The organism is Exiguobacterium sp. UBA5002 (genome assembly GCF_002396765.1).
GTDB lineage: Bacteria > Bacillota > Bacilli > Exiguobacteriales > Exiguobacteriaceae > Exiguobacterium_A.
Genome location: NZ_DGYQ01000045.1, coordinates 103,146 through 125,033 on the forward strand (window position 1 = coordinate 103,146; position 21,888 = coordinate 125,033).

Sequence of the window (21,888 nt, forward strand, 5' to 3'; positions counted from 1 at the left end):
GACTCCCTTACATTGCTCGATGGGAAGGTGAAAAGAACATGAAACATGTACTGACGATTGCAGGATCCGACTCCGGTGGTGGAGCTGGGATTCAAGCAGATTTAAAAACCTTTTCGGCTTTAGGGGTTTATGGAATGAGCGTCCTGACAGCCGTCACGGCGCAAAATACGTTGGGTGTTCAAGCGGTGGAAGAGTTGTCCCCAGAAATCGTAGATGCCCAGTTAACGTCGATTTTTTCAGACATTCGTGTCGATGCGATCAAAATCGGGATGGTCTCGAATGCGCAGACGATTCGTGTCATTGCTACACATCTCCGCAAACAGACAGTTCCTATCATATTAGATCCCGTCATGGTCGCTAAAGGTGGTCATGTCCTATTGCGGACGGAAGCTGAACAAGCATTGATTTCAGAACTTCTGCCGCTTGCGACACTCGTCACACCGAATTTACCGGAAGCGGAGCGGTTAACAGGACGATCAGTGACCAATCTAGAGGAAATGCGACTGGCGATGCATCAATTGGCTACACAGACAGGGGCAGTATTACTAAAAGGTGGACATCTCTCAGGAGCTGCGACGGATTTGTTGTTTGATGGGGAAGTGGAACACCGCTTCACATCGGAACGGTTAGACAATCAACATACTCATGGAACTGGTTGTACCTTATCTGCGGCGATTGCGGCGCGGATGGCGCTTGGAGAAGATTTAACAGATAGTGTAAGACAGGCAAAGAGCTATGTCACGGAGGCAATTCGTCATGGATTTGCCCTCGGACAAGGTATTGGACCGACACATCATTTTCACTCACTTTGGAGGGATACACATGTTTACGACCATTCTTGAACACAAACCACTCATTCACCATCTGACGAACACGGTGACGATCAACGACTGCGCAAACGTCACACTCGCTGTTGGAGCATCACCCGTCATGGCGGAAGACATTCGTGAAGTAGAAGAGATGGTTAGACTCGCACAAGCTCTTGTCTTAAACATTGGTACGATTGATGCAGACATGCAAGCAGCTCAACGACTCGCAGCACGTGAAGCGGGACGTTTGAATGTCCCAATCGTTCTTGATCCAGTTGGAGCAGGGGCAACGACATTACGTACTGCCTTTTCTAAAGAACTCATTGATCTCGGGTGTACGGTCATTAAAGGAAATGCTTCTGAAATCAAGACGTTACTTGGGGAAGATGGGCGAACTAAGGGAGTCGATGCTGCGGGAGATGCAATGATGGATCGAGAAAGCATTCGTGCATTCGCTCGCAAACACCAATCTGTCCTCGTCGTGACAGGTCCGAACGACTACATCACGGATGGAACGCGTGAAATGGAATTACATGTAGGAACACCACGTTTGGGAGACATCACGGGTACGGGCTGCATGACGGCCTCCTTGATTGCGAGCTTCCTCGGTGCAGGATATACGGCATTTGAGGCGGCTGTCCACGGGACATTCGTCATGGGAAAAGCAGGAGAACAAGCAGCCTCCGCGCAAGGTCTTGGTGATTTTAAACGAGAGTTGTTCAATGCCATCAGCCTCATGACGGTGCAAGATCTGGTGGAGGTGACAGAACGTGTCAATTGATTACTCCATCTATGCAGTGACGGATCGTCGGTACCATCCTGGAGTCGCGATCGAGACGGTCGTTGAGGAAGCTGTTTTAGGTGGTGCGACGATCGTGCAATTACGGGAAAAAACAGCACAAGGAAAGGAATTCTACGATCAGGCAGTTCGGTTGAAAACACTCACGGATCGCTACGACGTTCCTTTGATCATCAATGACCGGATCGATATCGCATTACTCGTCGGAGCTGGTTTGCATATCGGACAAGAAGACATTCCTTTAATCGCAGCACGTCGCCTTTTACCAGATGCCGTGATCGGTGTGTCAGTAGCAACCGTTGCACAAGCGATTGAAGCAGAACGGGACGGAGCATCTTATTTAGGCGTGGGGTCTCTATTTGCGACGTCATCCAAAGCGGACGCTGATTCCATGTCGCACACGATGCTTCAGGCAATTCGAGAAGCCGTACGATTACCTCTAATCGGTATTGGTGGAATCACAGCAACGAATGTCTCTTCTCTGCCTATCCCGCTAGAAGGGTATGCCGTCATCTCAGAAATTTTCGCTAAAGAAGATCGGCAACTCGCTGCGCAGCAAATGACAGATGCTGTGCGAGAATGGCATCAATCACTTCAGAACAGGGTATAATCCGTTCAGAGGTGATTGTATTGAAATGGCAGACGATCCGTTTTCGCGGCTATTGGATTCGATATCGGTTAGAACCACAAATCATTCGAGTCGATAATCAGGGAATCTACCATCTAGGAAAAGTCTTATTTCCGCGTCCTAATCGTATATCTTATGAGATGGGTCTTTTATTGAAAGAAAAGTATGAAAGACGCTACAAACGTCCGTTGTATATTAAAACGAGCTCGATTGCGACGGAAATTTGGGGACATACTCATTTAGATATCTATTACCGGGCACTTCTTCATCTACCGATTCCGACGCGACTTCGTCAACGTTATACGAATCGATTAGAAAGCACGAAAGTCATTGACATCGGCGTACGCGCTGTCGATCAAAATCGAATTGTCTGGGATATCGGAGATTACGTAGGAGGATGGTTCGTGTTTTGGCTCATTCGCAGACGAATGCGCTGAACTTGCAATGTCCCGTTTCTCATGGTGCAATATAGGTAGAAACGAGGTGACGGACATGGACATTCCCCGTTGTGAAACGATTGCGATTGATGAACAACGCGCGTCTGAAATCGGAAAGCTATTTAAGATTCTTTCGGATGCGACACGACTGCGAATCGTTTATGCGCTGACGATCGAAGAAGAACTATGCGTTTGTGATGTCTCGGCTTCTGTCGACTGTTCGATTGCGACAGCGTCGCATCATCTTCGATCTTTGTTGAAACAAGGACTCGTCAAGTTTCGAAAAGACGGTAAAGTCGTCTATTATTCCTTGGATGACCATCATGTGTCATCGCTTGTACATATGGCGATGGAACATGTACAAGAGGGAAAAGCAATGCCTGAATGAGTCTTTAGAATAAACGAAAAGCGCAGCTATAGCTGCGCTTTTCGTTTATTCTAAAGACGATTGTTCTGATCCTTTTGGAGCGAAGCGGTGGAAGAAAAAGACCGTGGCACTAATCAATAAAAAGGACAGGATGGAGAGAGCGAGACACATCCATTTATATGTAGCGATTAAAGAATCTGATTGTTGTAATTTGGCTTGAAGCGTTTTATACAAATCATCTTTCACACGGGATAAGTCTTCGAGAATCGTTTGGGTCGTCTGAGTCGACTGTCTAGCAAGACGTTTTGCGGCTGTTGGACTTTGACGTTCATAGACAACAAACACGCGTTCAATTTCGGACTCCCAGACATTGTTGCGGCGAAGAAGATCTTTAATCGTCCCTGGAGTAGTCGACGATTGGTTCAGACTATTACGCAAATCATGGATTTTGGACGTTGAAAAGTAATATTGTTCGATATAACGATTATCTTCATACAATAAGAGACCACGAACCGCATTGGCACGATCTCGATTGTGTTCGACCAACTGATCTACCTGATTGATTAACGGGATATCATGATCCTTCATTTGCTCGGTCATCGTTGCAATCGTCCGATAACCGGATAACGCATAGATGATCGGGATAGAGGCGAATAAGCTGACCAAGAAAATCAGCAGAATACGCTGACGCCAAAGAGAGTGCATGCAATCATTCCTTTAAATAAAAGACATGTCATAAGCTTAACTACTATCGTAAAAAAAGTGAAGCCTGTCTAATTTTTGAATAGGGATAATGATCGAAAAAGTGAATAATACTCATAAAAAAGCAGGAAAGATGATGAAATACGAGAAGCTGTTTTAAGAAGATGAAAAAAGCACAGCTAAGCTGCGCTTGGTGTTAAAACGAATACGAATGTTCCTTGTAATTGCCGAAGACAGTGTGGATTTCCGAGAATGTAACGAATGCATTCGGTTCGACAGAAGAGACGATTTCTTGCAAACGGACGATTTCATTATTTTGAACGACGACATAGACCATTTTTTTCGTTCGGTTGGAATATCCTCCACGTGCATCGAGAATCGTGACACCACGACCGAGTTCTTTTGTAATGACTTCATTGATTTCATCTGCTTTCTCACAAATGATGATACATTGCTTAGAAGCAGAATAGAAACTGTAAACCGTCTGAAGGGCTTTGGCACGAACAAAGCTCATGATGAGAGCATACATAACGTGTTTAAGATCAAATACCCACCATACAAGGATGTAGATGACAAGATCTTGCATCAGAAATATACGAGGAAGTGGCCAGTTATGAAAACGAGCAAAGAAAAACTTTCCAAGAATATCAAGCCCTCCAGTTGAAGCACCACCGAAGAAGATCAATGCCATTGCAAGACCAGAGACTAGACCAGCAAAGATGGAAGCGACGAGTGGATCATTTAGAGATTCCGGAACGATTTGAGTCGGAATCCAGTCAATTAAAAAGGAAGAAGCAATGACGATAATTCCAGATAAGAACATGAATCGTTTGCGTAGGAAACGGAAACCTAAAAGGAAGAGGGGAATGTTTAAGAGCAATTGCGTTAATCCGATTGGCGTGTGGAAAAGCTCTTGAATAATGAGTGTGATCCCCATGATACCGCCTGATCCGATATCATTTGGAGATAGTAGTAAGCTGATGTAAAGGGAATACAGCAACGTACCAATGATTAAGAAACTGATTTTTTCAACTCTCTTTTTCTGTGGGTGTGTTGTAGTCATGGCAATATGATGAGTGACCTCATGCTCCTCCTTCTGTGAGTATCTGCCTGCAAGAGTACGCTCATATGCATAAAATTTCAACCCTTCTTATGAAAAAAGATGAAAAAGGGTACGTTTTTTTAGGAAGGTGATGAAAATGAAGAAAATGTTATGGATTCTTGGTTGTATCTGTTTAGGAGTACTGGTTGGAATTCGTATTTTCGAACAACCCAATGAAAAAAATCAATCATCCATTTGGCATGATGGTGATCTTGTAGCGAGACAAGTAGGTGCCTCGATGATGAATACGGTAGCGGTTCGTCAATTAGCCGAACAACTTCCGTTCTCATCAGAATTAAAACAGGTAGATGTCGAAGGAGAATCGTTACGTCTTGCCTATGAAGTGACAGGAAAAGAGCGACAAGCTTGGATTGGTACCGATACTGGGACACTACAAGTGAATCAGGATTTTTTGAAAGCTCGGTTATCTAAAGTGCTGATGCATCATACGCTTGTTTTATTTTCAACGATTCCTGATTTGACCGATCTTGAAATTCACTATACGGATCCGTATTCAGGTGCAGATTTTACGATGGACCGGAAAACATTCGACGCCTACACTCCGACCGATATCGAACGAGCTACTTCCTCTTCTAGACGCTTTAATCGGGTCGTCATTGATGGTTATGTGCTCGATGCATCAAGGCGAAATACTTTCTTTGAACGCTTCGCATCACGACTACAGATCCAAACTAATTAATTGTATAAAGCAAGAAAAGGCATTTTTCACAATCTCGACAAAATGATATCGTTTACATCTCGTTCTTTTATAAAAACGATAAAACAGGTCTATTCAATACTTGAACATCTTTTAAGATGGAAGTATGATAATAAATGAACAAACATTGTGAAGTGTTGAACAAAAAGAAAGAGAGGTTTCTACGATGAACGAGGTAGAAGCATTAGAAGGATTACGGAATAAAGCAATCAAGTCGACGCGCATGCTACAAATGCGTCCTCTCGAGTACTTAGTTCGTGCCATGTTAGCGGGAATTTTCATTGGATTTGCAATCATTTTTACTTTAAAAGCAATTAACGGTCTATATATGGCGGAGTCACCTGTTGCGACACTTGTCGGTGGACTGACCTTCGGAGTGGCACTCGTCCTGATCGTTTATGGTGGGGCAGAGCTATTCACAGGGAATACGATGTATTTCACGACGGCGACGATGCGCGGCTATACGACGAAGATGGATACGATGAAGGTCTGGTTGATCTGTCTGATCGGAAATGGACTTGGCGGATTGGCGTTTGCGCTACTCTTTTCTCAAACAGGAATCATCCAAGAGCTTGGTATGAACAACTGGTTATTTTCTGTCTCAGAAACGAAGATCCACCATACGACGTGGGAAATCTTCACACGTGCTATCTTCTGTAACTGGATGGTCTGTTTAGCGATTTTCATTCCAAAGAACATGAAGAATGAGTTGGCGCAGATCATGATGATGATGGTACTCGTCGCAGTATTCTTTGCTTCTGGATTTGATCACGTCATCGCCAATATGGCACTGTTCTCCATTGCGTTAGTCGTACCACATCCGGATACGATCACATTTGCCGGAGCGATGCATAACCTGTTGCCAGCTTTAGCCGGTAACATCATTGGTGGAGCAGTCTTCATGGGAATGATCTATACGTGGCTGAATAAAGAAAAATTAGAAGTAGATGAATCACGTCAATCCACGACACCTGTTCATATTGCTTCGAAACAAAATGCGTAATCAAAAAGCAGCTGTCGCGACAGCTGCTTTTTTCATTCATTCCATATGTTGAAAGCGATCGACGTCTGCAGCCAGTTCTTCATAAATCGTTTCGACGATTTGTGCATCATCGAAGAGCCCGAGGACGTTATCGTCCGGTAAGGCGTCAACAGGAGACGTGAAGTACAGAACGGCCGTCAATAACAATTGTTCCTGCTCCGCATGCATTTCGAATTTTTTCTGATAGAGAGCACGAAGCATTTCAAGCAGTTGTTTTAATTGAAAATAAAGGACGAGTTCTGCCTCGCGTTCGATGTCCGAGCTTTCTGTAGACGCGATATCTTGCGTCAAGTGCGCAAGTCCGATTTCTGCTCGAACTAACAATTCTTGCTGTGCTTTTTCATCACCAACGAGGTCGAGTGCCTGTCGGTGAAAATACGTATAGGCCGATTTAAAATCGCCGGGTGTGAATTCCATGGTGATGCCTCCTTCTCTTCTCTTTCTAGTTTCGCCTTATTTCTTGCAAAATTGCAACTATTTCGTGAAAATAAAGATACAAGAAAGGGGATTACATAATGCCGACACAAGCAGAATTACAACAATACGCGTCTTTAGCCGTGCGTACGGGAATTAATCTACAACCAGGACAACAACTCGAGGTGCGTGCAGGAATCGAAAATTTGCCGCTCGTTCGTGAAATCACGCGTGTCGCCTACGAAGTAGGAGCTACGCAAGTATATGTACAATGGTCAGATGATGAGATGACGAAAATCCGTTATTTCGATGCACCGGAAGAGTCGTTTGATACGTTCCCGGATTGGTTAAAAGCACGTTACGACCAACTGGCAGAAGAAAAGACTGCGTTCTTATCAGTCGTCAGTGAAGATCCAGATTTATTGAATGGCGTGGACTCGAGCCGAATCGCACGTGCGAATAAAGCAGCCGGTGTCGCTCTTGCTAATTGGCGGAAGTTCGTCATGAGTGACAATGTCAGCTGGTGTGTCGTAGCAGCACCTTCTGAAAGCTGGGCGAAGAAAGTATTCCCTGATTCAGAGAATGCTGTTGAAGAGCTCTGGTCAGCTATTTTAAAGGCTACACGTGCCGATCAAGCGGATCCGGTCGCTGCATGGGCGGATCATGATCATAATCTGCGTTCAAAAGCAAAATTCCTGACAGAGAAGAAATACAAAACATTGCACTACACAGCTCCAGGAACAGAATTATCAATCGAATTACCAGAACGTCATGTTTGGTTAGGTGGCGGTGGTCCGAATGCAGATGGTGTTGATTTCATCGCGAATCTGCCGACAGAAGAAGTGTTCACGTTACCAAAAAAGACAGGTGTCAACGGACACGTCTCGAGCACAAAACCGCTTAGCTATAGTGGGAACTTGATTGATGAGTTCACACTCTGGTTCGAGAACGGAAAAATCGTTAAAGCGGAAGCGAAACAGGGTCAAGAAGCATTAGATGACTTGATTTCACTTGATGAAGGTGCACGTTATCTCGGAGAAGTTGCGCTCGTGCCGCACCGTTCGCCGATTTCTGACTCGGGTATCCTATTCTATAATACATTGTTTGATGAAAATGCTTCGTGCCACTTAGCGATTGGTCGTGCGTACTCGACGTGTCTCGAAAATGGTCCAAGCCTTTCAGCAGAAGAATTAGAAGCACAAGGCGCGAACGACTCGATGACGCATGTCGACTTCATGATTGGATCAGCGGATCTATCGATTGAAGGAGAACTTGCAGACGGAACGCGTGAATCAGTCATGCGTGACGGAAACTGGTCAATCTAAATGAACAAAAAGGTGAGTCCGAAACGGAGCTCACCTTTTTAGTAAAATGATGGATTATGCTTCTTCACCGATGATTTTCACTTCTGTCTCAAGTAAGATACCGAATTTTTCTTGAACGGTTTCTTGGACATGACGAATGAGCGCGATATAGTCGGATGCTGACGCATTCTCGACGTTGACGATGAAACCAGCGTGTTTCTTGGACACTTCAGCACCACCGATGCGTGTTCCCTGTAAGTTGCTATCTTGAATCAGCTTCCCTGCAAAATAGCCTTCTGGACGTTTAAAGACGCTACCACAAGAAGGGTACTCGAGTGGTTGTTTCGTTTCTCGCTTATGCGTCAAATCATCCATGACTTCCTTGATTAGTGCTGGGTCACCCTCTGTTAAGGCAAATCGACCTTCGAGGATGATGTATTCTTTCTTCGAGAAGCAACTTGTCCGGTATCCCAGTTCGAGTTCATCATGCGAAATGTTCAACAGTTCTCCTTGCCGTGTCAATACAGTAGCGCTATGGAGGCAATCCTTGACTTCACCACCGTATGCTCCCGCATTCATGATCAATGCGCCACCAATCGTTCCTGGAATCCCACAAGCGAATTCAAGACCGCTGAGCTGATGCGCGTAAGCTACACGAGACGCTTCGATGATTGCTGCGCCACTTTGAGCGACGAGCTCATGTCCTTCGACCGAGATATCGGTTAACTTCTCAAAGGAGAGGACAATGCCGCGAATGCCGCCATCACGTACGACAAGATTCGATCCGTTTCCAAGCAACGTCAAGGGAATACCTTGTTCGTAAGCGTATCGGACGACAAAAGCTGTTTCTTCATAAGAAGTTGGGATGATGAATAAATCCGCGATTCCTCCCATTTTTGTATACGTATGATATTTTAAAGGTTCATTGATTAGTACGGACTCTTTTGAAATGCCTTCATACAGTCCCGTCATTACTTGTTCAGTCATTATGGTCTCAGTCCTTTTCGTGAATTCCTACCCAGCGCTCATGCGCTCAAAATATATTTTAACATTAATCGTACGGTCATTGTTCAACATACTGTTCCCAAAATACCGACTTATGCCGGGAATTGCAAGCACTAGGGAGTGAATGTCATCGATTAGTAATGAAAAATGTCACAGGGAAAGCAGGATCAGGAAGAGGAATGAAGCGAAAAGAACTCGGGAAAAGAGAAGTATAGAAGGAGGCGATGACGATGGAAAGTGAACGTTTATGGATGCGACCGTTCGAAGAAGAGGATTTTAGTTTTTATAAGTCACTTGTCCAAAATGAGCAAGTCATGCGTTATATCAATGGAGGCACTGCCTTAAGTGAAGATGAGGCACGAGAGTGGTTCGAACGGCAATTGGAGCGATATTCGGATGAGCGACAAACTGGTTTTTTACTGTTGTTCATAAAAGAAACGAATGAACCGATTGGCTTTGCCGGATTATTGATGCAGGAAGTGGATGGGAAAGAAGAGTTAGAAGTCGGTTATTGGCTCGAACCAAAGCACTGGAAAGTCGGTTATGGTCGTGAAGCAGCAAAACGATTAATGATGGAGGCGTTCAATCGAGGGCATGATCGAATCATCTCGATCATTCATCCCGATAATCGTGCTTCGCAAAATGTCGCTCGTGCCAACGGGCTGAACTGGGAAAAAGATACGGTGTTTAGAGATGTTCCCGTCACGATTTATGTTGGACAACTATCACGACTTTGTCGTAACTAAAGAGGAGAGTTTTTATGTACGAATTTAACTTCGCGTCTTTTCATTCCATGACACCTGATACCTTATATGCACTTTTGAAATTACGAACGGATATCTTCGTCGTCGAGCAGGAGTGCGCGTATCCGGAGCTAGATGATCAAGATCAACAAGCGACACACCTAATCGTACGGAGTGAGAGCGGTCAAATCGTCGGATGCCTTCGGATGTATAATCATCCTACAAAAGGAGTAGCGATTGGACGGGTAGCTGTTCATCGTGATCACCGATCGGTTGGGTTAGCGAGACAAATGATGGAGAGAGCGATGGTACATTTGCAGAAAGAAGCTGCGATCTACTTACAGGCACAAGCACACCTAGAAGGGTTTTACGGATCGTTTGGTTTCGAAACCGTATCCGACCCTTATTTAGAAGATGATATTCCACATGTGGACATGCAGTTTCACGTAAAGGATTCGAAAAAAGACTTCACGTCAACGATGGATGAACCGATGAATAAGTAGAATGAACTTTTTTCGGAGGTGGATCAGTCATGAAGAAAGTGCTGGTCATTTTCGCTCTTAGTCTAATTGGCATCCTATCTTTAGGAGTCGGTATTTCGTATGCTCAATTGCAGGGGAACTATCGTGACTCGGAAAAAGAGTTGATGACGATCTTAGAGCGGCAACATGATTTATCAGCTTCCTCCTTTCTTGAAGTGCGCGCATCATTCTCTTTACGACATCGACAAATCATACACGTTCGACTTCGGGGCGAACCTGCCATCACATACGAGTTCATTCAACCAAAGGATGAACTCGAATACCTGGGGTCTGTCGGAACAAGTGTTGAAAAGACAGGAAAACAAGATGCTGTCTTTCGAAACGCTCATTTAAAAGTCGGTAAAAAATAAAAAGTGGAGGATCTTCCTGAAACGACGGAAGATTCTCCATTTTTTGCTTTCAAGACGATAGGATATTGCGTACACTACGAAGAGATACTGGAATGAGGAGGTCGAGGGAATCATGTGGAAACCCTTTGTAAAAAATCAATCAATTGCACCGGCGTTACAAGCCTTCCGGGAACTTGACATCGAAATGTTTCGGACACATGTCGCCCAACTGAACGATGCGGAACAACAGGCCTTACAATTCATTAAGCGTGCGCTAGAGCAGGATTCACCTGCTCATTTGAAAATAGCGCTTGAAATGAAACAACCACTCGTCGAGGTTGATCGTCTGTTTCAAACACTCGTCACGTGTCAAAATCGTCAGCAGTTACTCGAAATGCTGCTAGCAGACGGTCTGGACGTCAATCAAGTCTATACACTTGAAGGGCATCGCTCGATCGTCCGCCAACCCCTTCACTTTCCGGTAGGTCTATATGCGGCGCGCCATTCCGAGTTGTGGGCACTTGTTGCTGAAAAGCTGGACTTTACTTATACGATGCATCTTCAACGCAGTGATCAATTCATGGAGACGCATGAATTGAATCTGCTGGATCTCGTCTTATTGCTCGATATCGAAGAAGAGTTGACGATTCGAGTGCTTGATCAGCTGTGCGAATGCAAGGCGACCGTTGGACTTGCAGAACGATTACAACGTCCCGCTTCACCATTGTTGTTAAAGACGATTGAGGCGGATGCCTATTTGCCGACGTTTGTTTATGCTAAACATTATTTCCCGTTTTATGCGCTGATCGGACGACAAACCGTACTGTTCCAATCTTTATTGAACCGTGTGATGCAAGCATCCATTGCTTCTGAAATTATTGAAGATGCCTTGCTTGCTTTTCATAATCACCAACCGGGACTTGCCTTGACATGGGGAGATGCCTATATCGAACAGTTATACGAGATGGGGCTAGTGCTTCGTAAAACGGGTCATGTTGATTTTCGGGAAATGGATGCGGAGTATGTGTTGCCTGAATACAAGGGAATCGTCAATCGCCTAAATGATTAACGGAGGTTGATCCGTACTGAACGTATGCCAATGAGAGGTTAACTGGATATCGCAAAACATCGAGGGATGATACAGGCGTAATACATCTTGTTGTGTTGAGAGAAAAAAGACTTCAAACGTTTGGATGTTTGCACGTCGTAACTTTTCTTGAAATGCATGGAGGATGCGGCTACCGTATCCTTGACGTCTCAGCTCTGGTAAGCACGTGATTTCAAGAAGACGGATATTCTGTCCCTGCTTTTGAAATAATAGTGTACCGACGATCAGTTGCTTATCATAGACTAAGTAAGGAATCGCTTTTCGTTGAATCAACTTGTCTAAATCAGATACCTGATAAGGAAAAAAGTGATGTGTTCCTTGAAGGGCATCGTTACGAAGTGCGAGATAAGTATCTTGATTCTGTGCATGAACAGCTTTCAAACGTAGCGTAGCAGGCTGTCCTTCTGAGAGTCCAATTAAACGAAACTGTTCGGCATATAAACTATAACCAAGCTCTTTCCAAATCGAAGTTAAAGAAAGATCATGCGGCGGAGAGACTTGTACATGTATCTGCCGGCATCCTTGTCGAACGGCATGTAAGTGTAGCAAAATAGCCAGATGACGAAAGGCTTTGATGTCATGAAAGGCGCTGTTCATAAAGTGAACGACGTCATGCACGACATGATATCCGAGCGTCGCTTTCACCTGACCGGATTCGAGGTAGACCCATTGACAATCTTCAAGCGGCTGAAAATATGAAAAATCATATGCCTTTTGATGGTACTGAAGAAGTTGATGGACGTGTCGCCTTTGAACATGAGACAATTGATTGTAATACACAATAGGCAAATTAAGTTCCTCCTTTAGCAAAGTGAAGTTCAAAATATCTTACTTTTATATTACAGGAAATAAAAGGTATTTATATCTTCTGTTTCAAACAAAAAGTAGATGGATTCCTGAAGATAAGAAAGAATCGAGGCAAAATTATCATGAAGTATCTCTGGATCGTCATCGGTTTATCGGGCTGGTTATTCAGCGCGGATACATTGGTAGCCGAAGCGCGTGATTACGATGAACCGGGTGTAAGCAGTTCGACGACATATGGGAATTATGGCGCGGAGGATCATATCATCGTTGATCGGAAGGAACCGATCTATGAAGGCTTCGATTCACCGAACGACATGGCATTCCTATTCGCTTGTATTGCATTACTCGCAACAGTCGGACTTGGCATCGTCAATGCCTCCGATTGAAATGAATCTGACTAATAAAAGGCAAGTGACGAATCCATCGTCACTTGCCTTTTATTGTCTACTACGTGTGAACAAGAAGAATCTACTCTTAGAAATGAATTCGTTTTTTTCGACCAACGCGTGCCATTCTTTCGTGTTCTTGTTCGAGTCCGGCTCGTTCGAGGAGATCGAGATAATAACGAAACGGAGTCGAGCGATGCGAAAAATATGGGATGTATTCAGTGAACAGCATCGTCTCCGCTCGTTCTAACGCGCGTAAGGAAATGAGAGCATGTAGCTCTGCGAAACGAATTTCTTGATAGGTGGATAAAGCGTCTGCATCAATCCGAACATGCGACTGTAATTTTTTAGCATGCGCATTCAAGTAATGGATGTATGCTTCTTGATGTTCGGGTTTCTCGCAATGGGCAAGTACGGCAAGCAAAAGATCACTGCGCTCAGTATCGACGTCCATCGGAACCTTCAACGCTGTATAGAGGGCGCGTTCCATCCATTCGACACCATGACTATCATTTTTATAATAGCCAACTAATTCTTGAAAAAAATCGACTTGCGAGACTTTCAATAAGCGAAACGGATCATTACTTAAAAATAAAGGTTCTTCCCCGGCAGCCGACGAAAGAAGAAAGAAAAATTCCTCAAAGGCAATACGGGTTCCGTTTTTACGATGAGCATAGTGGCGTAAATGCTTAAGCAGGCGTTTGGCGGTGATATACCAATTCTTTTGTTCGCGAAGCGGTACGATCGGATTCGGCTCAAGGTACTGGAGCTCGTATGCTAATTGAATAAACCGTTCCGTCTGAGCAATCGTCTGTTCGACGGTCGGTTGTTCCTGTTCTTTTTGCAAATCCTTATACTTCATGAACTGTGTCAACATGGCGTCAAACTCTTTCTCTTCGATGACTTGTCTCGGGAGTTGACGATAGATTTCGACGATGATATCGCGAAGGGTCGTATCGCCATATTGTTCTAGTAAGAGTCGCAGTTTCCGTATTCTCATGATCGCCCTCCTTCGCAAGAAAAGCACAGTACAACACTATTCAATTCCCGCTTTTTTCATAAACCGAACCTCTTCATTTGCGCTTTTTAGTCAGAGACGACTATCTTAAATAAGAAGACTCATTACAGAAGGGGACGATTACACATGAATGAAACCATTCAACATTTACTCAACCACCGGTCCATCCGGAAATTCAAACAACATCAATTAGACGAAGAGACGATTGAAACACTCATAAAAGCCGCACAGGCTGCCTCGACATCCTCTTATCAGCAAGCTTATGCAATCATCGGTGTCGAAGATGAAGGATTGAAACGACAATTAGTCGACGTTGCAAGTGGTCAACAATATGTGGCAGAAAACAGTTACTTCTTCGTCTTTTGTATGGATTACCACAAACATACGTTAGCGGCAGAACTAGCAGGAGGCGACGTGAGCCGGACGATCGAGACGACGGAAGCGCTTGTCGTAGGGGCTGTCGATGCGGGACTTGCCGCTCAAAATTTAGTCGTAGCTGCCGAGTCGCTCGGCTACGGAACGGTCTACATCGGTTCACTACGAAATGATGCTCGTCGTGTCAGCGAACTCTTACAACTTCCAGATCACGTCGTACCATTATTTGGAGTCGCGGTCGGTCTTCCAGATCAACAACCGGGTAAAAAACCCCGCCTTCCGATGGATGCGGTCTTCCACCGGAATACGTATACTGATGACGATACGATGCGTGAGTTACTGACAGGATACGAAGAGTCAACGTCATCGTATTACGGAGAACGGACCGGTGGTCAACGGACAGAAGGGTGGGTCAAACAGATGGCTGCCTCGATGCACGAACCGAAACGGACGTATCTCCGCGAGTTCTTGAAAGAGAAACAGATCGCAAAAGATTGATACGGAGGTATCTGAATGGCAGAACATCAACCACACCGCTCTCGCTTAGAGCGACGACGTATGCAGTTAGAAGAGCAAGCTAGACAAGAAGAGCAGGCTAGGCAAGAAGAAGTTTTTTCGAAAGCGTACGCGCCGGACGAATCATTTTATCAAGACTCCTTTGAGAAACAGCAAGAACCGGCTACGTATCATCGATATGTCGAAGAGCAACCGCGAGATAGAAAAAGTACATCGCGTCGTTCCGGGAGCGGCATGCTTAAACAGGTCGCACAGATGATCGGGAATGCCGGATCACGGTTGTTTGCTAATCGGGAACGCTCGAGACGCTCGAGGAAGGCGGGGCGATCAGAGCAATCGGTACAGCAGAATCCTGACGTCTCTTCAAGAGAAACTCATCCTAAAAAAATCAAGAAAAAACGTCGTTTTAAACGAAAGCTTCTTGGACTATTTTTATTGTTGCTCATCGCATTCGTTCTTTTTGCTTCACAACCATTCACGTTCCTATTGATTGGTAGTGATGCACGACCTGGAGAGTCGTTGCGTGGATCACGTTCGGATTCCCTGTCGGTCATGCAATTCATTCCACTTTCTCGAACGATTCAACTGACGTCGATTCCTCGAGATACGTATACACCGATTTCCTGTGAGAATGGAAAGAAGGATAAAATCACACATGCCTTTGCCTTCGGTGGAGAAGAATGTACGCAAGATGCTGTTTCGGGTCTACTCGATGAAGAGATCGATGGAAAGATCGTCATCTCCTTCGATAGTTTCATCGGATTAGTGGATCAAATCGGCGGAATCGACCTTGTCTCGACAGGAACGTTCTCCGAGCAGGATGCGAGTGGGAAAGCAAATCAGTATTCATTCCAAAAAGGGAAGGAATATCATATGGATGGTGCGATGGCACTTGCCTATTCGAGACATCGAAAAACGGATAATGACGGAGCGCGCGCGAATCGTCAGTCGGAAGTCATCCAAGCCGTCGCGACACACTTGATGAAGCCGACTGGATGGTCGAAAATTCCAGCAGCGCACACGTATATGAAAGAAGAGATGAACCTTGATTTAAGTGTCCGCGAGATGGCAACGGCAGGGTTATCGATTGCCTTGATGTCAGAACGAAAACATTATGAAATCGAAGCCGTCAGCCAACGACTGAACGGGATTTTCTATGACTTACCGAATGAGAAGGCACTGCAAGAACTACGTGATCAGCTCGATACGACGTTTTATGGCACATTGAAGAACTAATGGGGAGGGGTTTCCTTCCGGTCATTGCGGGTATAAATTGATGTACGTTGCTCCTTTGGTGGATTGTTTTAGGTTATCTCTGAAATCGACGATTTTTGGACATGACATCATGACATTCCACGAAGGTGACTAACTTATCGAGGAGGGACCCCCATATGAAAGTACTAGTCGTAGGTGCATCCGGTACGATTGGAGCGCGCGTCGTCAAATCGCTTGCCAAGGGTCATCAGGTCACGGTCATCGTTCGTCATGAACATCTGGTGGAACGATTCGAAAAACTCGGTGTCAAGGCGCATTACGTCGATATCGAAACAGAACTCGAAAAAGTCATTGAGCACGGAGTCGCAGGGCAGGATGCAGTCATTTGTGCGGCGACCGCAGGAGTAGACGGCGAAGCAACTGAAATAGAACTGCTGGACCGAACAGTCGCTTTGAAAACAATTGATGCAGCTAAAAAAGCGCGAGTACGTCATTTCGTGCTACTGAGCGCTTATGGTGCAGATCGACCTGAGCAATTCAAGAAAGATGTCTATCCGTTCTACGCTGCTAAGAATGCAGCAGAGGAACAGATTGAACATAGTGGTTTGACGTATACGATCATTTGTCCGGTTGCCATCACAACAGGTGAAGGGCGTGGCTTGATTGAAGCCGATGAAGATTTGAAGGACACGAAGGACGCGACGATTTCGGAAACGGATGTCGCATCGATCCTCGTTGCTTCTGTCGATAATCGATCGGTATTTAATCGACGTCTAGAAGTCAAGGAAGGAAAGACATCCTTGAATGAGGCCTTAGGAGGAGCGGAAGCTGTCGGTAGCGTTAAAGATAACCGTCAAGTCAAAAAACAATTACCACGTTTTAACTAACCGTGTGTCTCGTTAAAACGTGAATTCTCTAAAATAAAGCGAACTCATTTCCGCGTATAAGACGGAAGAGTTCGCTTTTTTGTTGATAAAAGTAGATAGTCGAAAAGAGGAAGTCTGCTACACTGAACAAAGAAGGAGGGGGTTAGATGTGAAAAAACCGTTGATCTATCTGATCCTAGCGATTGCTATTATCGGCATTGCCTATCAAAGTTATCAAACATATGATTCAAAACAAAAAAAAGTGGAGCAACAACAAAAACAAGTATCACAAGGTGGTCTCGAAGTAGGGATGAAAGCCCCGAATCTATCCTTGCATCAAGAAGGAAAAACTGTCGATCTAGACGAAATCAATCATGATGTCTTTGTCATTAATTTTTGGGCAACGTGGTGTCCACCGTGTAAACAAGAGATTCCAGAACTAAATGCCTTTGCACGACATACAGATATACCCGTCTACGGAATCAATGTCACGACATCAGAACGACGTGTTTCGGATGTTGCTGATTTTCTGAAGCAGACACCTGTTGAATATCCTGTGTTATATGATCGAAAGGGAACTTCAGAAGATGCTTATCGTCTCGTAGCAATGCCGGCAACTTATGTATTAGACCGGAAAGGAACGATTCTTTCGAAACACATCGGTCCTGTAACGGAACAGATGTTAAAAGAGATGGTGAAACGAACAGGAGGATGACGATGGAACTCCTATGCCGCAACTGCTCCTTTCAACAAACATTCCAACTCGGTCAACTAGATGGTTGGCCGACATTTCCTGCTGTCTTGACGCAAGGGGTCGAAGCGTTCATGACGGGTCTCCCGCTTTGGTTCGTTCCGTCGATGCATGAACCGATTTTACAGCGGACGTATGTAGACGACTGGAATCGATTTCGATTAATTCAGCACTATCAGCTCCATCAGGAGGAATTAGCGGATGGTTGGGTACCGTATCAATTGGATTTATACCACTGTCCGACTTGTCACCGATTTTCGAATCGATTTTGGTGTGCCCTGTTTTTGCAACTAGATGTCGTTCAACCACTTTACGAATGCCCACATGATCAGACGGAACTTGAACGAATCGAAATATCCGATATTGATCACTTTCCTTGTCCATCGTGTGATGGTCACTCCCTATATGTGCGTAGATAAAGCGAAAAAGCCATTCATTTCATGAAAGACTGATGAGAGAAATTCCTTCTCCATAGTCAATGCATGATACGGAATGGCTTTTTATCGATCATCAACCCATTTGCCGAAACGAAAATGTTTGAAAGGAAGAGGGTGATGAATTACTGACATCTAACGTATAGGTTGTACCGTCAAAAATAATCGTATCGCCTAACCTTGCTTCAGGTGGTAAATAACGTCGTGGAATGAAACTTGAACCATTTTCCCATAGTAGGACAGCATACTTGCCGTCAAGTCGCTCCAGCGTACCACGTTTGATCATATTAACTCCTCCCACAATTACATCGAAGTCATCCCTCGGTCGATCAGGAACGTACTCTCTCTCTATCATTCTCTGTAATTTTTAATCTTATGTTTGGTATATTCCCAGTTCATTTCATCTTTACACATGATTCTTTAAAAAAACGTGATTCCAAGCCGTTTTCGTCTTAAATCTGACGTATTTAACAGGAAATAAAGGAGATATTGGAAAGAAAAAAAGACCCGATAGGACATATCGGATCTTTAATATGAAATAGACTCAAGAAGCGAGAGAGTGTTTTGTTTCGATTTTCGTTGGACGAAGAAATGCGAGTAAAAACGTAAACAATGGTGAAAGGAGTAAAAAGAATGCGAACGGAACGTATGCTGTTACTGGGACACCGAGTGTCGAAGCGAAGAACGCCCCAGAAACACCCCACGGAATAAGCGGATTGACGAGTGTTCCTCCATCCTCGAGTGAACGAGAGAGGAAGCGTGGATCAATCTGACGCTCTTCAAAGATTTTCTTGAATGCTTGACCCGGAAGCAAGATGGACAAGTATTGTTCCCCAGCCATCACGTTTACACCGATAGACGATAAGGCGACGGATGAAATGATGCTACCATCACGTTTTAGTTTAGAAACGGTCCGTTCAATGACCACGTCAATGACACCGATGCCACGTAAGACACCACCGAACGCAAGGGCGAGCATGACGAGCGACACCGACCACATCATCGATTGCAATCCACCTTTACTAATGATGGATGTGACCGTCTCACTAGAAGATTCTAGTTTTAACCCGTTCTGAATGACGGCCATCCAGTTCGAGATATTCCAGTTTCCTTGTACAAGACCTGTTAACAACAATCCACTTAAAACGCCAGCAACAAGTGTTGGAACGACCGGCATCTTACGTAATGCTAATACCATGACGAGCAACGGTGAAAGCAACGTCCAAGGTGACAAGTCGAACAAACGAGCTAACTCTTGTTGTGTCGTTTGAACAGCAGACGAATCGACATTTCCACTACTACGTCCGAAAATGAAGAATAAGATGAATGTGATTGTGATAGCGGGAATCGTCGTTCCCATCATGAAACGAATATGATCGAACACAGACACATTGACGATTCCGGGCGCGAAATTCGTCGTATCTGATAAAGGTGACATCTTATCTCCGAAACAAGCTCCACTGATGATGGCACCTGCTGCAAGCGCAGGATTGACGCCCAGTGCGATCGCGATTCCCATCAAGGCAACACCGACCGTACCAATCGTTGTAAACGAACTGCCTGTAAAGGTCGAGACGACCATCGCGATCAGAAGAGCGCTCGGTGCGAACCAAGTCGCTGAAAGGGTAGATAACCCTAAATGAAGAAGGGTCGGCACTGCGCCACTCATCATCCAGACCGCGATCGTCATACCGACGAGCAACATGATCAGGATCGGTTTGATCGCTTCACGAATACCTTGAATCATATGGTGTTCGACGTCCTCGAACTTAAAACCGCGGTAAACGGCATATCCTGAGACGAAAATAAGACTAGACAAGATGGCAAGATGCGGTTCGGCTTTAGCACCGAATAACGCGGACAATAAGATGGTGATACTGATTCCTAGGATAGCTGCGGATTCACGGAATGACATGCGCATGCTTCCACCTCCTTATATGAATATGAAAGTATGATAACGCTCTGTTACTAACACGCTTTTATGCACAAAAGCATTGAACAAACGTAATACTAACGAATATTACAGAGGACGTCAACCATAAGAGTGTCGATGAAAAATATAAAAAAATAAAAATGTGACGATTTTTTGTCGTAAACGCTTTCTTTTTTAGTTCAAATCTTGCACAATAAGAAGTATCAAATGACATTTTTGTGAACGATGAGGAGGATACATATGTTTACATTGATTTTTGTAGTAGTCGTCGCGATCATGGGTGCAGGCGTATTTGGGATTGATCATCTCGTAGCGCAACGTGCGGAAAAGCGTTAAGTAGATGCGTGTAAAAGAAGCGTTGAAGGGACTGTCTTATAGAAGACAATCGCTTCAACGCTTCTTTTTTTGTATAAAAACTAATAAAAATTCAATTGACAGTATAAATATACATATGTTTAAATCGGTATAACATTCTTTAAAGGGGAGCGTACAGATATGAAATGTACCATCATCGGAGCAACAGGATACACGGGAATTGAACTGATTCGCCTACTAGAAGCACATCCTTCATTTGAGATCGTCTGTTTGATGAGTGACTCGATGGCGGGGGAATCCATGCATAATGTATTCCCATTCATGAATAAAAAAACATATTCCTCGTTATCTTTCTTTTCGGTGGAGCATTTGATGGAAACCGAGACGGATATGGTGTTCTTAGCGACACCGAGTGGGATTTCGAAGCATTACTTAGAACAACTTCAAAACTGGTCGGGTTACGTCATTGATTTAAGTGGCGATTTGAGACTTCCAGCTGAATCATATGCAACGTGGTATGACAAGGAACCCATTGATGCCCAGTTACAACAAAGAGCAACTTATGGATTACCAGAATGGAATCGTCAAGCTGTTACAGCTAGCAAATGGATTGCGAATCCAGGCTGTTACGCGACAGCAGTTTTGCTTGGACTAACACCATTCTTAAAAGAGAAAAAAATCGATCCATCTCAAATCATCATTCAAGCTTCTTCTGGTCTGACGGGAGCAGGGAAAACGTTGACGGCACAAACGCATCATGTCCATTCAAGCGAAAACGTTCGCTTGTATAAAGTGAATCAGCATCAGCACATCCCGGAAATTGAGCAGGCGCTTTTCGAATGGACCGGATCATCGCATCCGATTATGTTCTCGACTCAACTACTACCGATCAATCGAGGCATCATGGCGATTATGACGGTTCAGCCGTTGATGGATTTATCGGAAACGGAGTGGCGATCCTGGTTGACGGACCAGTATGCAACGGAACCATTCGTCCGAATCCAACAGGCTGATCCGGAAATCAAATCCGTCGTCGGGAGTAATCACTGTGATTTGACCGTTTATAAGGATGATCGGACAGGGCGAGTGACCATCGTTTCAGTCATCGATAACATGCAAAAAGGAGCTGCCGGACAAGCCGTTCAAAATGCCAACATTCTAGCTGGTTTTGATGAGACATCCGGTTTAACGCAACAGCCGATCTACATTTAATCAAGAGAAAA

At 44.6% G+C, this 21,888-nt stretch carries 27 protein-coding genes; 19 read left to right on the plus strand and 8 right to left on the minus strand.

Going from position 1 to position 21,888, the window contains the following annotated elements:
* The first annotated feature begins 38 nt into the window (after window positions 1-38).
* The 5 genes from thiD to B4C70_RS13710 are packed head-to-tail and all read left to right on the plus strand — an operon-like array spanning window position 39 to window position 3,061.
* Window positions 39-842: a bifunctional hydroxymethylpyrimidine kinase/phosphomethylpyrimidine kinase gene (thiD, locus tag B4C70_RS13690; protein ID WP_290780352.1), complete on the plus strand. Its 804-nt coding sequence runs from the start codon at window positions 39-41 to the stop codon at window positions 840-842.
* Window positions 823-1,590, plus strand: coding sequence for a hydroxyethylthiazole kinase (gene thiM / locus B4C70_RS13695; protein WP_133208527.1), 768 nt, complete (start codon window positions 823-825; stop codon window positions 1,588-1,590). Before thiD ends, thiM begins: the two co-directional genes overlap by 20 nt.
* Window positions 1,580-2,218: a thiamine phosphate synthase gene (gene thiE / locus B4C70_RS13700; RefSeq protein ID WP_290780357.1), complete on the plus strand. Its 639-nt coding sequence runs from the start codon at window positions 1,580-1,582 to the stop codon at window positions 2,216-2,218. Before thiM ends, thiE begins: the two co-directional genes overlap by 11 nt.
* Window positions 2,219-2,238: 20 nt before the next feature.
* Window positions 2,239-2,673 (plus strand): hypothetical protein, encoded by a 435-nt coding sequence (locus tag B4C70_RS13705; protein WP_290780361.1) that lies wholly within the window; start codon window positions 2,239-2,241, stop codon window positions 2,671-2,673.
* Between the two features lie 55 nt (window positions 2,674-2,728).
* Entirely contained in the window at window positions 2,729-3,061 is a 333-nt protein-coding gene (locus B4C70_RS13710; protein WP_290780364.1) for an ArsR/SmtB family transcription factor, read from the plus strand.
* Window positions 3,062-3,106: 45 nt separating this feature from the next.
* On the opposite strand, the gene B4C70_RS13715 is transcribed toward B4C70_RS13710, so the two are convergent.
* Window positions 3,107-3,745, minus strand: coding sequence for a CHASE3 domain-containing protein (locus B4C70_RS13715; protein WP_069940323.1), 639 nt, complete (start codon window positions 3,743-3,745; stop codon window positions 3,107-3,109).
* Between the two features lie 193 nt (window positions 3,746-3,938).
* Window positions 3,939-4,805, minus strand: a complete 867-nt coding sequence (locus B4C70_RS13720; RefSeq protein ID WP_029340819.1) for a YitT family protein — start codon at window positions 4,803-4,805, stop codon at window positions 3,939-3,941.
* Between the two features lie 136 nt (window positions 4,806-4,941).
* On the opposite strand from B4C70_RS13720, the gene B4C70_RS13725 reads away from it, so the two are divergent.
* Window positions 4,942-5,544, plus strand: a complete 603-nt coding sequence (locus B4C70_RS13725; RefSeq protein WP_290780369.1) for a hypothetical protein — start codon at window positions 4,942-4,944, stop codon at window positions 5,542-5,544.
* A 184-nt stretch (window positions 5,545-5,728) separates the two neighbouring features.
* Window positions 5,729-6,565 carry a formate/nitrite transporter family protein gene (locus B4C70_RS13730; RefSeq protein WP_023467197.1) on the plus strand — a complete coding sequence of 279 codons (837 nt, stop codon included), beginning with the start codon at window positions 5,729-5,731 and terminating at the stop codon, window positions 6,563-6,565.
* Window positions 6,566-6,601: 36 nt separating this feature from the next.
* On the opposite strand, the gene B4C70_RS13735 is transcribed toward B4C70_RS13730, so the two are convergent.
* On the minus strand, window positions 6,602-7,021 hold the full coding sequence (locus B4C70_RS13735; RefSeq protein WP_023467198.1) for a YkvA family protein: 420 nt from the start codon (window positions 7,019-7,021) through the stop codon (window positions 6,602-6,604).
* Between the two features lie 98 nt (window positions 7,022-7,119).
* Here B4C70_RS13735 and B4C70_RS13740 point away from each other — a divergent pair, with 98 nt between their 5' ends.
* Window positions 7,120-8,343: an aminopeptidase gene (locus B4C70_RS13740; protein WP_035398837.1), complete on the plus strand. Its 1,224-nt coding sequence runs from the start codon at window positions 7,120-7,122 to the stop codon at window positions 8,341-8,343.
* A 54-nt stretch (window positions 8,344-8,397) separates the two neighbouring features.
* Here B4C70_RS13740 and murB read toward each other — a convergent pair whose 3' ends face one another.
* On the minus strand, window positions 8,398-9,309 hold the full coding sequence (gene murB, locus B4C70_RS13745; RefSeq protein WP_035398835.1) for a UDP-N-acetylmuramate dehydrogenase: 912 nt from the start codon (window positions 9,307-9,309) through the stop codon (window positions 8,398-8,400).
* A gap of 248 nt (window positions 9,310-9,557) precedes the next feature.
* On the opposite strand from murB, the gene B4C70_RS13750 reads away from it, so the two are divergent.
* From B4C70_RS13750 to B4C70_RS13765, 4 genes are all read left to right on the plus strand, one after another.
* The gene (locus tag B4C70_RS13750; protein ID WP_214728472.1) at window positions 9,558-10,073 is read left to right on the plus strand and encodes a GNAT family N-acetyltransferase; all 516 of its coding nucleotides are present in this window, start codon (window positions 9,558-9,560) and stop codon (window positions 10,071-10,073) included.
* Window positions 10,074-10,087: 14 nt separating this feature from the next.
* Window positions 10,088-10,573 carry a GNAT family N-acetyltransferase gene (locus B4C70_RS13755; protein WP_214725314.1) on the plus strand — a complete coding sequence of 162 codons (486 nt, stop codon included), beginning with the start codon at window positions 10,088-10,090 and terminating at the stop codon, window positions 10,571-10,573.
* A gap of 29 nt (window positions 10,574-10,602) precedes the next feature.
* Complete coding sequence (locus tag B4C70_RS13760; protein WP_064300833.1) at window positions 10,603-10,962, plus strand: hypothetical protein; 360 nt, start codon at window positions 10,603-10,605, stop codon at window positions 10,960-10,962.
* Window positions 10,963-11,074: 112 nt separating this feature from the next.
* On the plus strand, window positions 11,075-12,010 hold the full coding sequence (locus tag B4C70_RS13765; protein WP_290780378.1) for a hypothetical protein: 936 nt from the start codon (window positions 11,075-11,077) through the stop codon (window positions 12,008-12,010).
* On the opposite strand, the gene B4C70_RS13770 is transcribed toward B4C70_RS13765, so the two are convergent.
* Window positions 11,999-12,829: a GNAT family N-acetyltransferase gene (locus B4C70_RS13770; RefSeq protein ID WP_290780440.1), complete on the minus strand. Its 831-nt coding sequence runs from the start codon at window positions 12,827-12,829 to the stop codon at window positions 11,999-12,001. The two genes, B4C70_RS13765 and B4C70_RS13770, sit on opposite strands and share 12 nt — an antisense overlap.
* 149 nt (window positions 12,830-12,978) lie before the next feature.
* On the opposite strand from B4C70_RS13770, the gene B4C70_RS13775 reads away from it, so the two are divergent.
* The gene (locus tag B4C70_RS13775; RefSeq protein WP_149426844.1) at window positions 12,979-13,242 is read left to right on the plus strand and encodes a hypothetical protein; all 264 of its coding nucleotides are present in this window, start codon (window positions 12,979-12,981) and stop codon (window positions 13,240-13,242) included.
* Between the two features lie 88 nt (window positions 13,243-13,330).
* Here B4C70_RS13775 and B4C70_RS13780 read toward each other — a convergent pair whose 3' ends face one another.
* A complete protein-coding gene (locus B4C70_RS13780; RefSeq protein ID WP_290780381.1) occupies window positions 13,331-14,242 on the minus strand; it encodes a hypothetical protein in 912 nt (303 codons plus the stop codon).
* A gap of 144 nt (window positions 14,243-14,386) precedes the next feature.
* On the opposite strand from B4C70_RS13780, the gene nfsA reads away from it, so the two are divergent.
* The 5 genes from nfsA to B4C70_RS13805 all read left to right on the plus strand — a co-directional run bounded on the left by nfsA (window position 14,387) and on the right by B4C70_RS13805 (window position 18,402).
* Window positions 14,387-15,133 (plus strand): oxygen-insensitive NADPH nitroreductase, encoded by a 747-nt coding sequence (gene nfsA, locus B4C70_RS13785; RefSeq protein WP_064300829.1) that lies wholly within the window; start codon window positions 14,387-14,389, stop codon window positions 15,131-15,133.
* A gap of 15 nt (window positions 15,134-15,148) precedes the next feature.
* The gene (locus B4C70_RS13790) at window positions 15,149-16,387 is read left to right on the plus strand and encodes an LCP family protein (RefSeq protein WP_290780386.1); all 1,239 of its coding nucleotides are present in this window, start codon (window positions 15,149-15,151) and stop codon (window positions 16,385-16,387) included.
* A 155-nt stretch (window positions 16,388-16,542) separates the two neighbouring features.
* Complete coding sequence (locus B4C70_RS13795) at window positions 16,543-17,253, plus strand: NAD(P)H-binding protein (RefSeq protein WP_023467211.1); 711 nt, start codon at window positions 16,543-16,545, stop codon at window positions 17,251-17,253.
* Between the two features lie 148 nt (window positions 17,254-17,401).
* Entirely contained in the window at window positions 17,402-17,947 is a 546-nt protein-coding gene (locus B4C70_RS13800) for a TlpA family protein disulfide reductase (protein WP_290780390.1), read from the plus strand.
* A gap of 2 nt (window positions 17,948-17,949) precedes the next feature.
* A complete protein-coding gene (locus tag B4C70_RS13805) occupies window positions 17,950-18,402 on the plus strand; it encodes a hypothetical protein (RefSeq protein ID WP_214728486.1) in 453 nt (150 codons plus the stop codon).
* A 91-nt stretch (window positions 18,403-18,493) separates the two neighbouring features.
* On the opposite strand, the gene B4C70_RS13810 is transcribed toward B4C70_RS13805, so the two are convergent.
* Both B4C70_RS13810 and nhaC read right to left on the minus strand, forming a co-directional pair.
* Window positions 18,494-18,703 carry a DUF3006 domain-containing protein gene (locus tag B4C70_RS13810; protein ID WP_023467214.1) on the minus strand — a complete coding sequence of 70 codons (210 nt, stop codon included), beginning with the start codon at window positions 18,701-18,703 and terminating at the stop codon, window positions 18,494-18,496.
* A 258-nt stretch (window positions 18,704-18,961) separates the two neighbouring features.
* Window positions 18,962-20,338 (minus strand): Na+/H+ antiporter NhaC, encoded by a 1,377-nt coding sequence (nhaC, locus tag B4C70_RS13815; protein ID WP_290780395.1) that lies wholly within the window; start codon window positions 20,336-20,338, stop codon window positions 18,962-18,964.
* 507 nt (window positions 20,339-20,845) lie between these two features.
* On the opposite strand from nhaC, the gene argC reads away from it, so the two are divergent.
* Window positions 20,846-21,877, plus strand: a complete 1,032-nt coding sequence (argC, locus tag B4C70_RS13820; protein WP_290780397.1) for an N-acetyl-gamma-glutamyl-phosphate reductase — start codon at window positions 20,846-20,848, stop codon at window positions 21,875-21,877.
* Window positions 21,878-21,888: the final 11 nt, after the last annotated feature.

Excerpts from the sequence above, each read along its gene's own strand:
- argC (WP_290780397.1), top strand. The coding sequence starts at position 20,846 with ATGAAATGTACCATCATCGGAGCAACAGGATACACGGGAATTGAACTG.
- B4C70_RS13755 (WP_214725314.1), top strand. The coding sequence starts at position 10,088 with ATGTACGAATTTAACTTCGCGTCTTTTCATTCCATGACACCTGATACC.
- B4C70_RS13775 (WP_149426844.1), top strand. The coding sequence starts at position 12,979 with ATGAAGTATCTCTGGATCGTCATCGGTTTATCGGGCTGGTTATTCAGC.
- thiM (WP_133208527.1), top strand. The coding sequence starts at position 823 with ATGTTTACGACCATTCTTGAACACAAACCACTCATTCACCATCTGACG.
- B4C70_RS13805 (WP_214728486.1), top strand. The coding sequence starts at position 17,950 with ATGGAACTCCTATGCCGCAACTGCTCCTTTCAACAAACATTCCAACTC.
- B4C70_RS13810 (WP_023467214.1), bottom strand. The coding sequence starts at position 18,703 with ATGATCAAACGTGGTACGCTGGAGCGACTTGACGGCAAGTATGCTGTC.
- B4C70_RS13765 (WP_290780378.1), top strand. The coding sequence starts at position 11,075 with ATGTGGAAACCCTTTGTAAAAAATCAATCAATTGCACCGGCGTTACAA.
- B4C70_RS13725 (WP_290780369.1), top strand. The coding sequence starts at position 4,942 with ATGAAGAAAATGTTATGGATTCTTGGTTGTATCTGTTTAGGAGTACTG.
- B4C70_RS13740 (WP_035398837.1), top strand. The coding sequence starts at position 7,120 with ATGCCGACACAAGCAGAATTACAACAATACGCGTCTTTAGCCGTGCGT.
- B4C70_RS13715 (WP_069940323.1), bottom strand. The coding sequence starts at position 3,745 with ATGCACTCTCTTTGGCGTCAGCGTATTCTGCTGATTTTCTTGGTCAGC.
- B4C70_RS13760 (WP_064300833.1), top strand. The coding sequence starts at position 10,603 with ATGAAGAAAGTGCTGGTCATTTTCGCTCTTAGTCTAATTGGCATCCTA.
- B4C70_RS13795 (WP_023467211.1), top strand. The coding sequence starts at position 16,543 with ATGAAAGTACTAGTCGTAGGTGCATCCGGTACGATTGGAGCGCGCGTC.
- nhaC (WP_290780395.1), bottom strand. The coding sequence starts at position 20,338 with ATGCGCATGTCATTCCGTGAATCCGCAGCTATCCTAGGAATCAGTATC.
- murB (WP_035398835.1), bottom strand. The coding sequence starts at position 9,309 with ATGACTGAACAAGTAATGACGGGACTGTATGAAGGCATTTCAAAAGAG.
- thiD (WP_290780352.1), top strand. The coding sequence starts at position 39 with ATGAAACATGTACTGACGATTGCAGGATCCGACTCCGGTGGTGGAGCT.
- B4C70_RS13750 (WP_214728472.1), top strand. The coding sequence starts at position 9,558 with ATGGAAAGTGAACGTTTATGGATGCGACCGTTCGAAGAAGAGGATTTT.
- B4C70_RS13710 (WP_290780364.1), top strand. The coding sequence starts at position 2,729 with ATGGACATTCCCCGTTGTGAAACGATTGCGATTGATGAACAACGCGCG.
- B4C70_RS13735 (WP_023467198.1), bottom strand. The coding sequence starts at position 7,021 with ATGGAATTCACACCCGGCGATTTTAAATCGGCCTATACGTATTTTCAC.
- B4C70_RS13730 (WP_023467197.1), top strand. The coding sequence starts at position 5,729 with ATGAACGAGGTAGAAGCATTAGAAGGATTACGGAATAAAGCAATCAAG.
- B4C70_RS13720 (WP_029340819.1), bottom strand. The coding sequence starts at position 4,805 with ATGACTACAACACACCCACAGAAAAAGAGAGTTGAAAAAATCAGTTTC.
- B4C70_RS13780 (WP_290780381.1), bottom strand. The coding sequence starts at position 14,242 with ATGAGAATACGGAAACTGCGACTCTTACTAGAACAATATGGCGATACG.
- B4C70_RS13790 (WP_290780386.1), top strand. The coding sequence starts at position 15,149 with ATGGCAGAACATCAACCACACCGCTCTCGCTTAGAGCGACGACGTATG.
- nfsA (WP_064300829.1), top strand. The coding sequence starts at position 14,387 with ATGAATGAAACCATTCAACATTTACTCAACCACCGGTCCATCCGGAAA.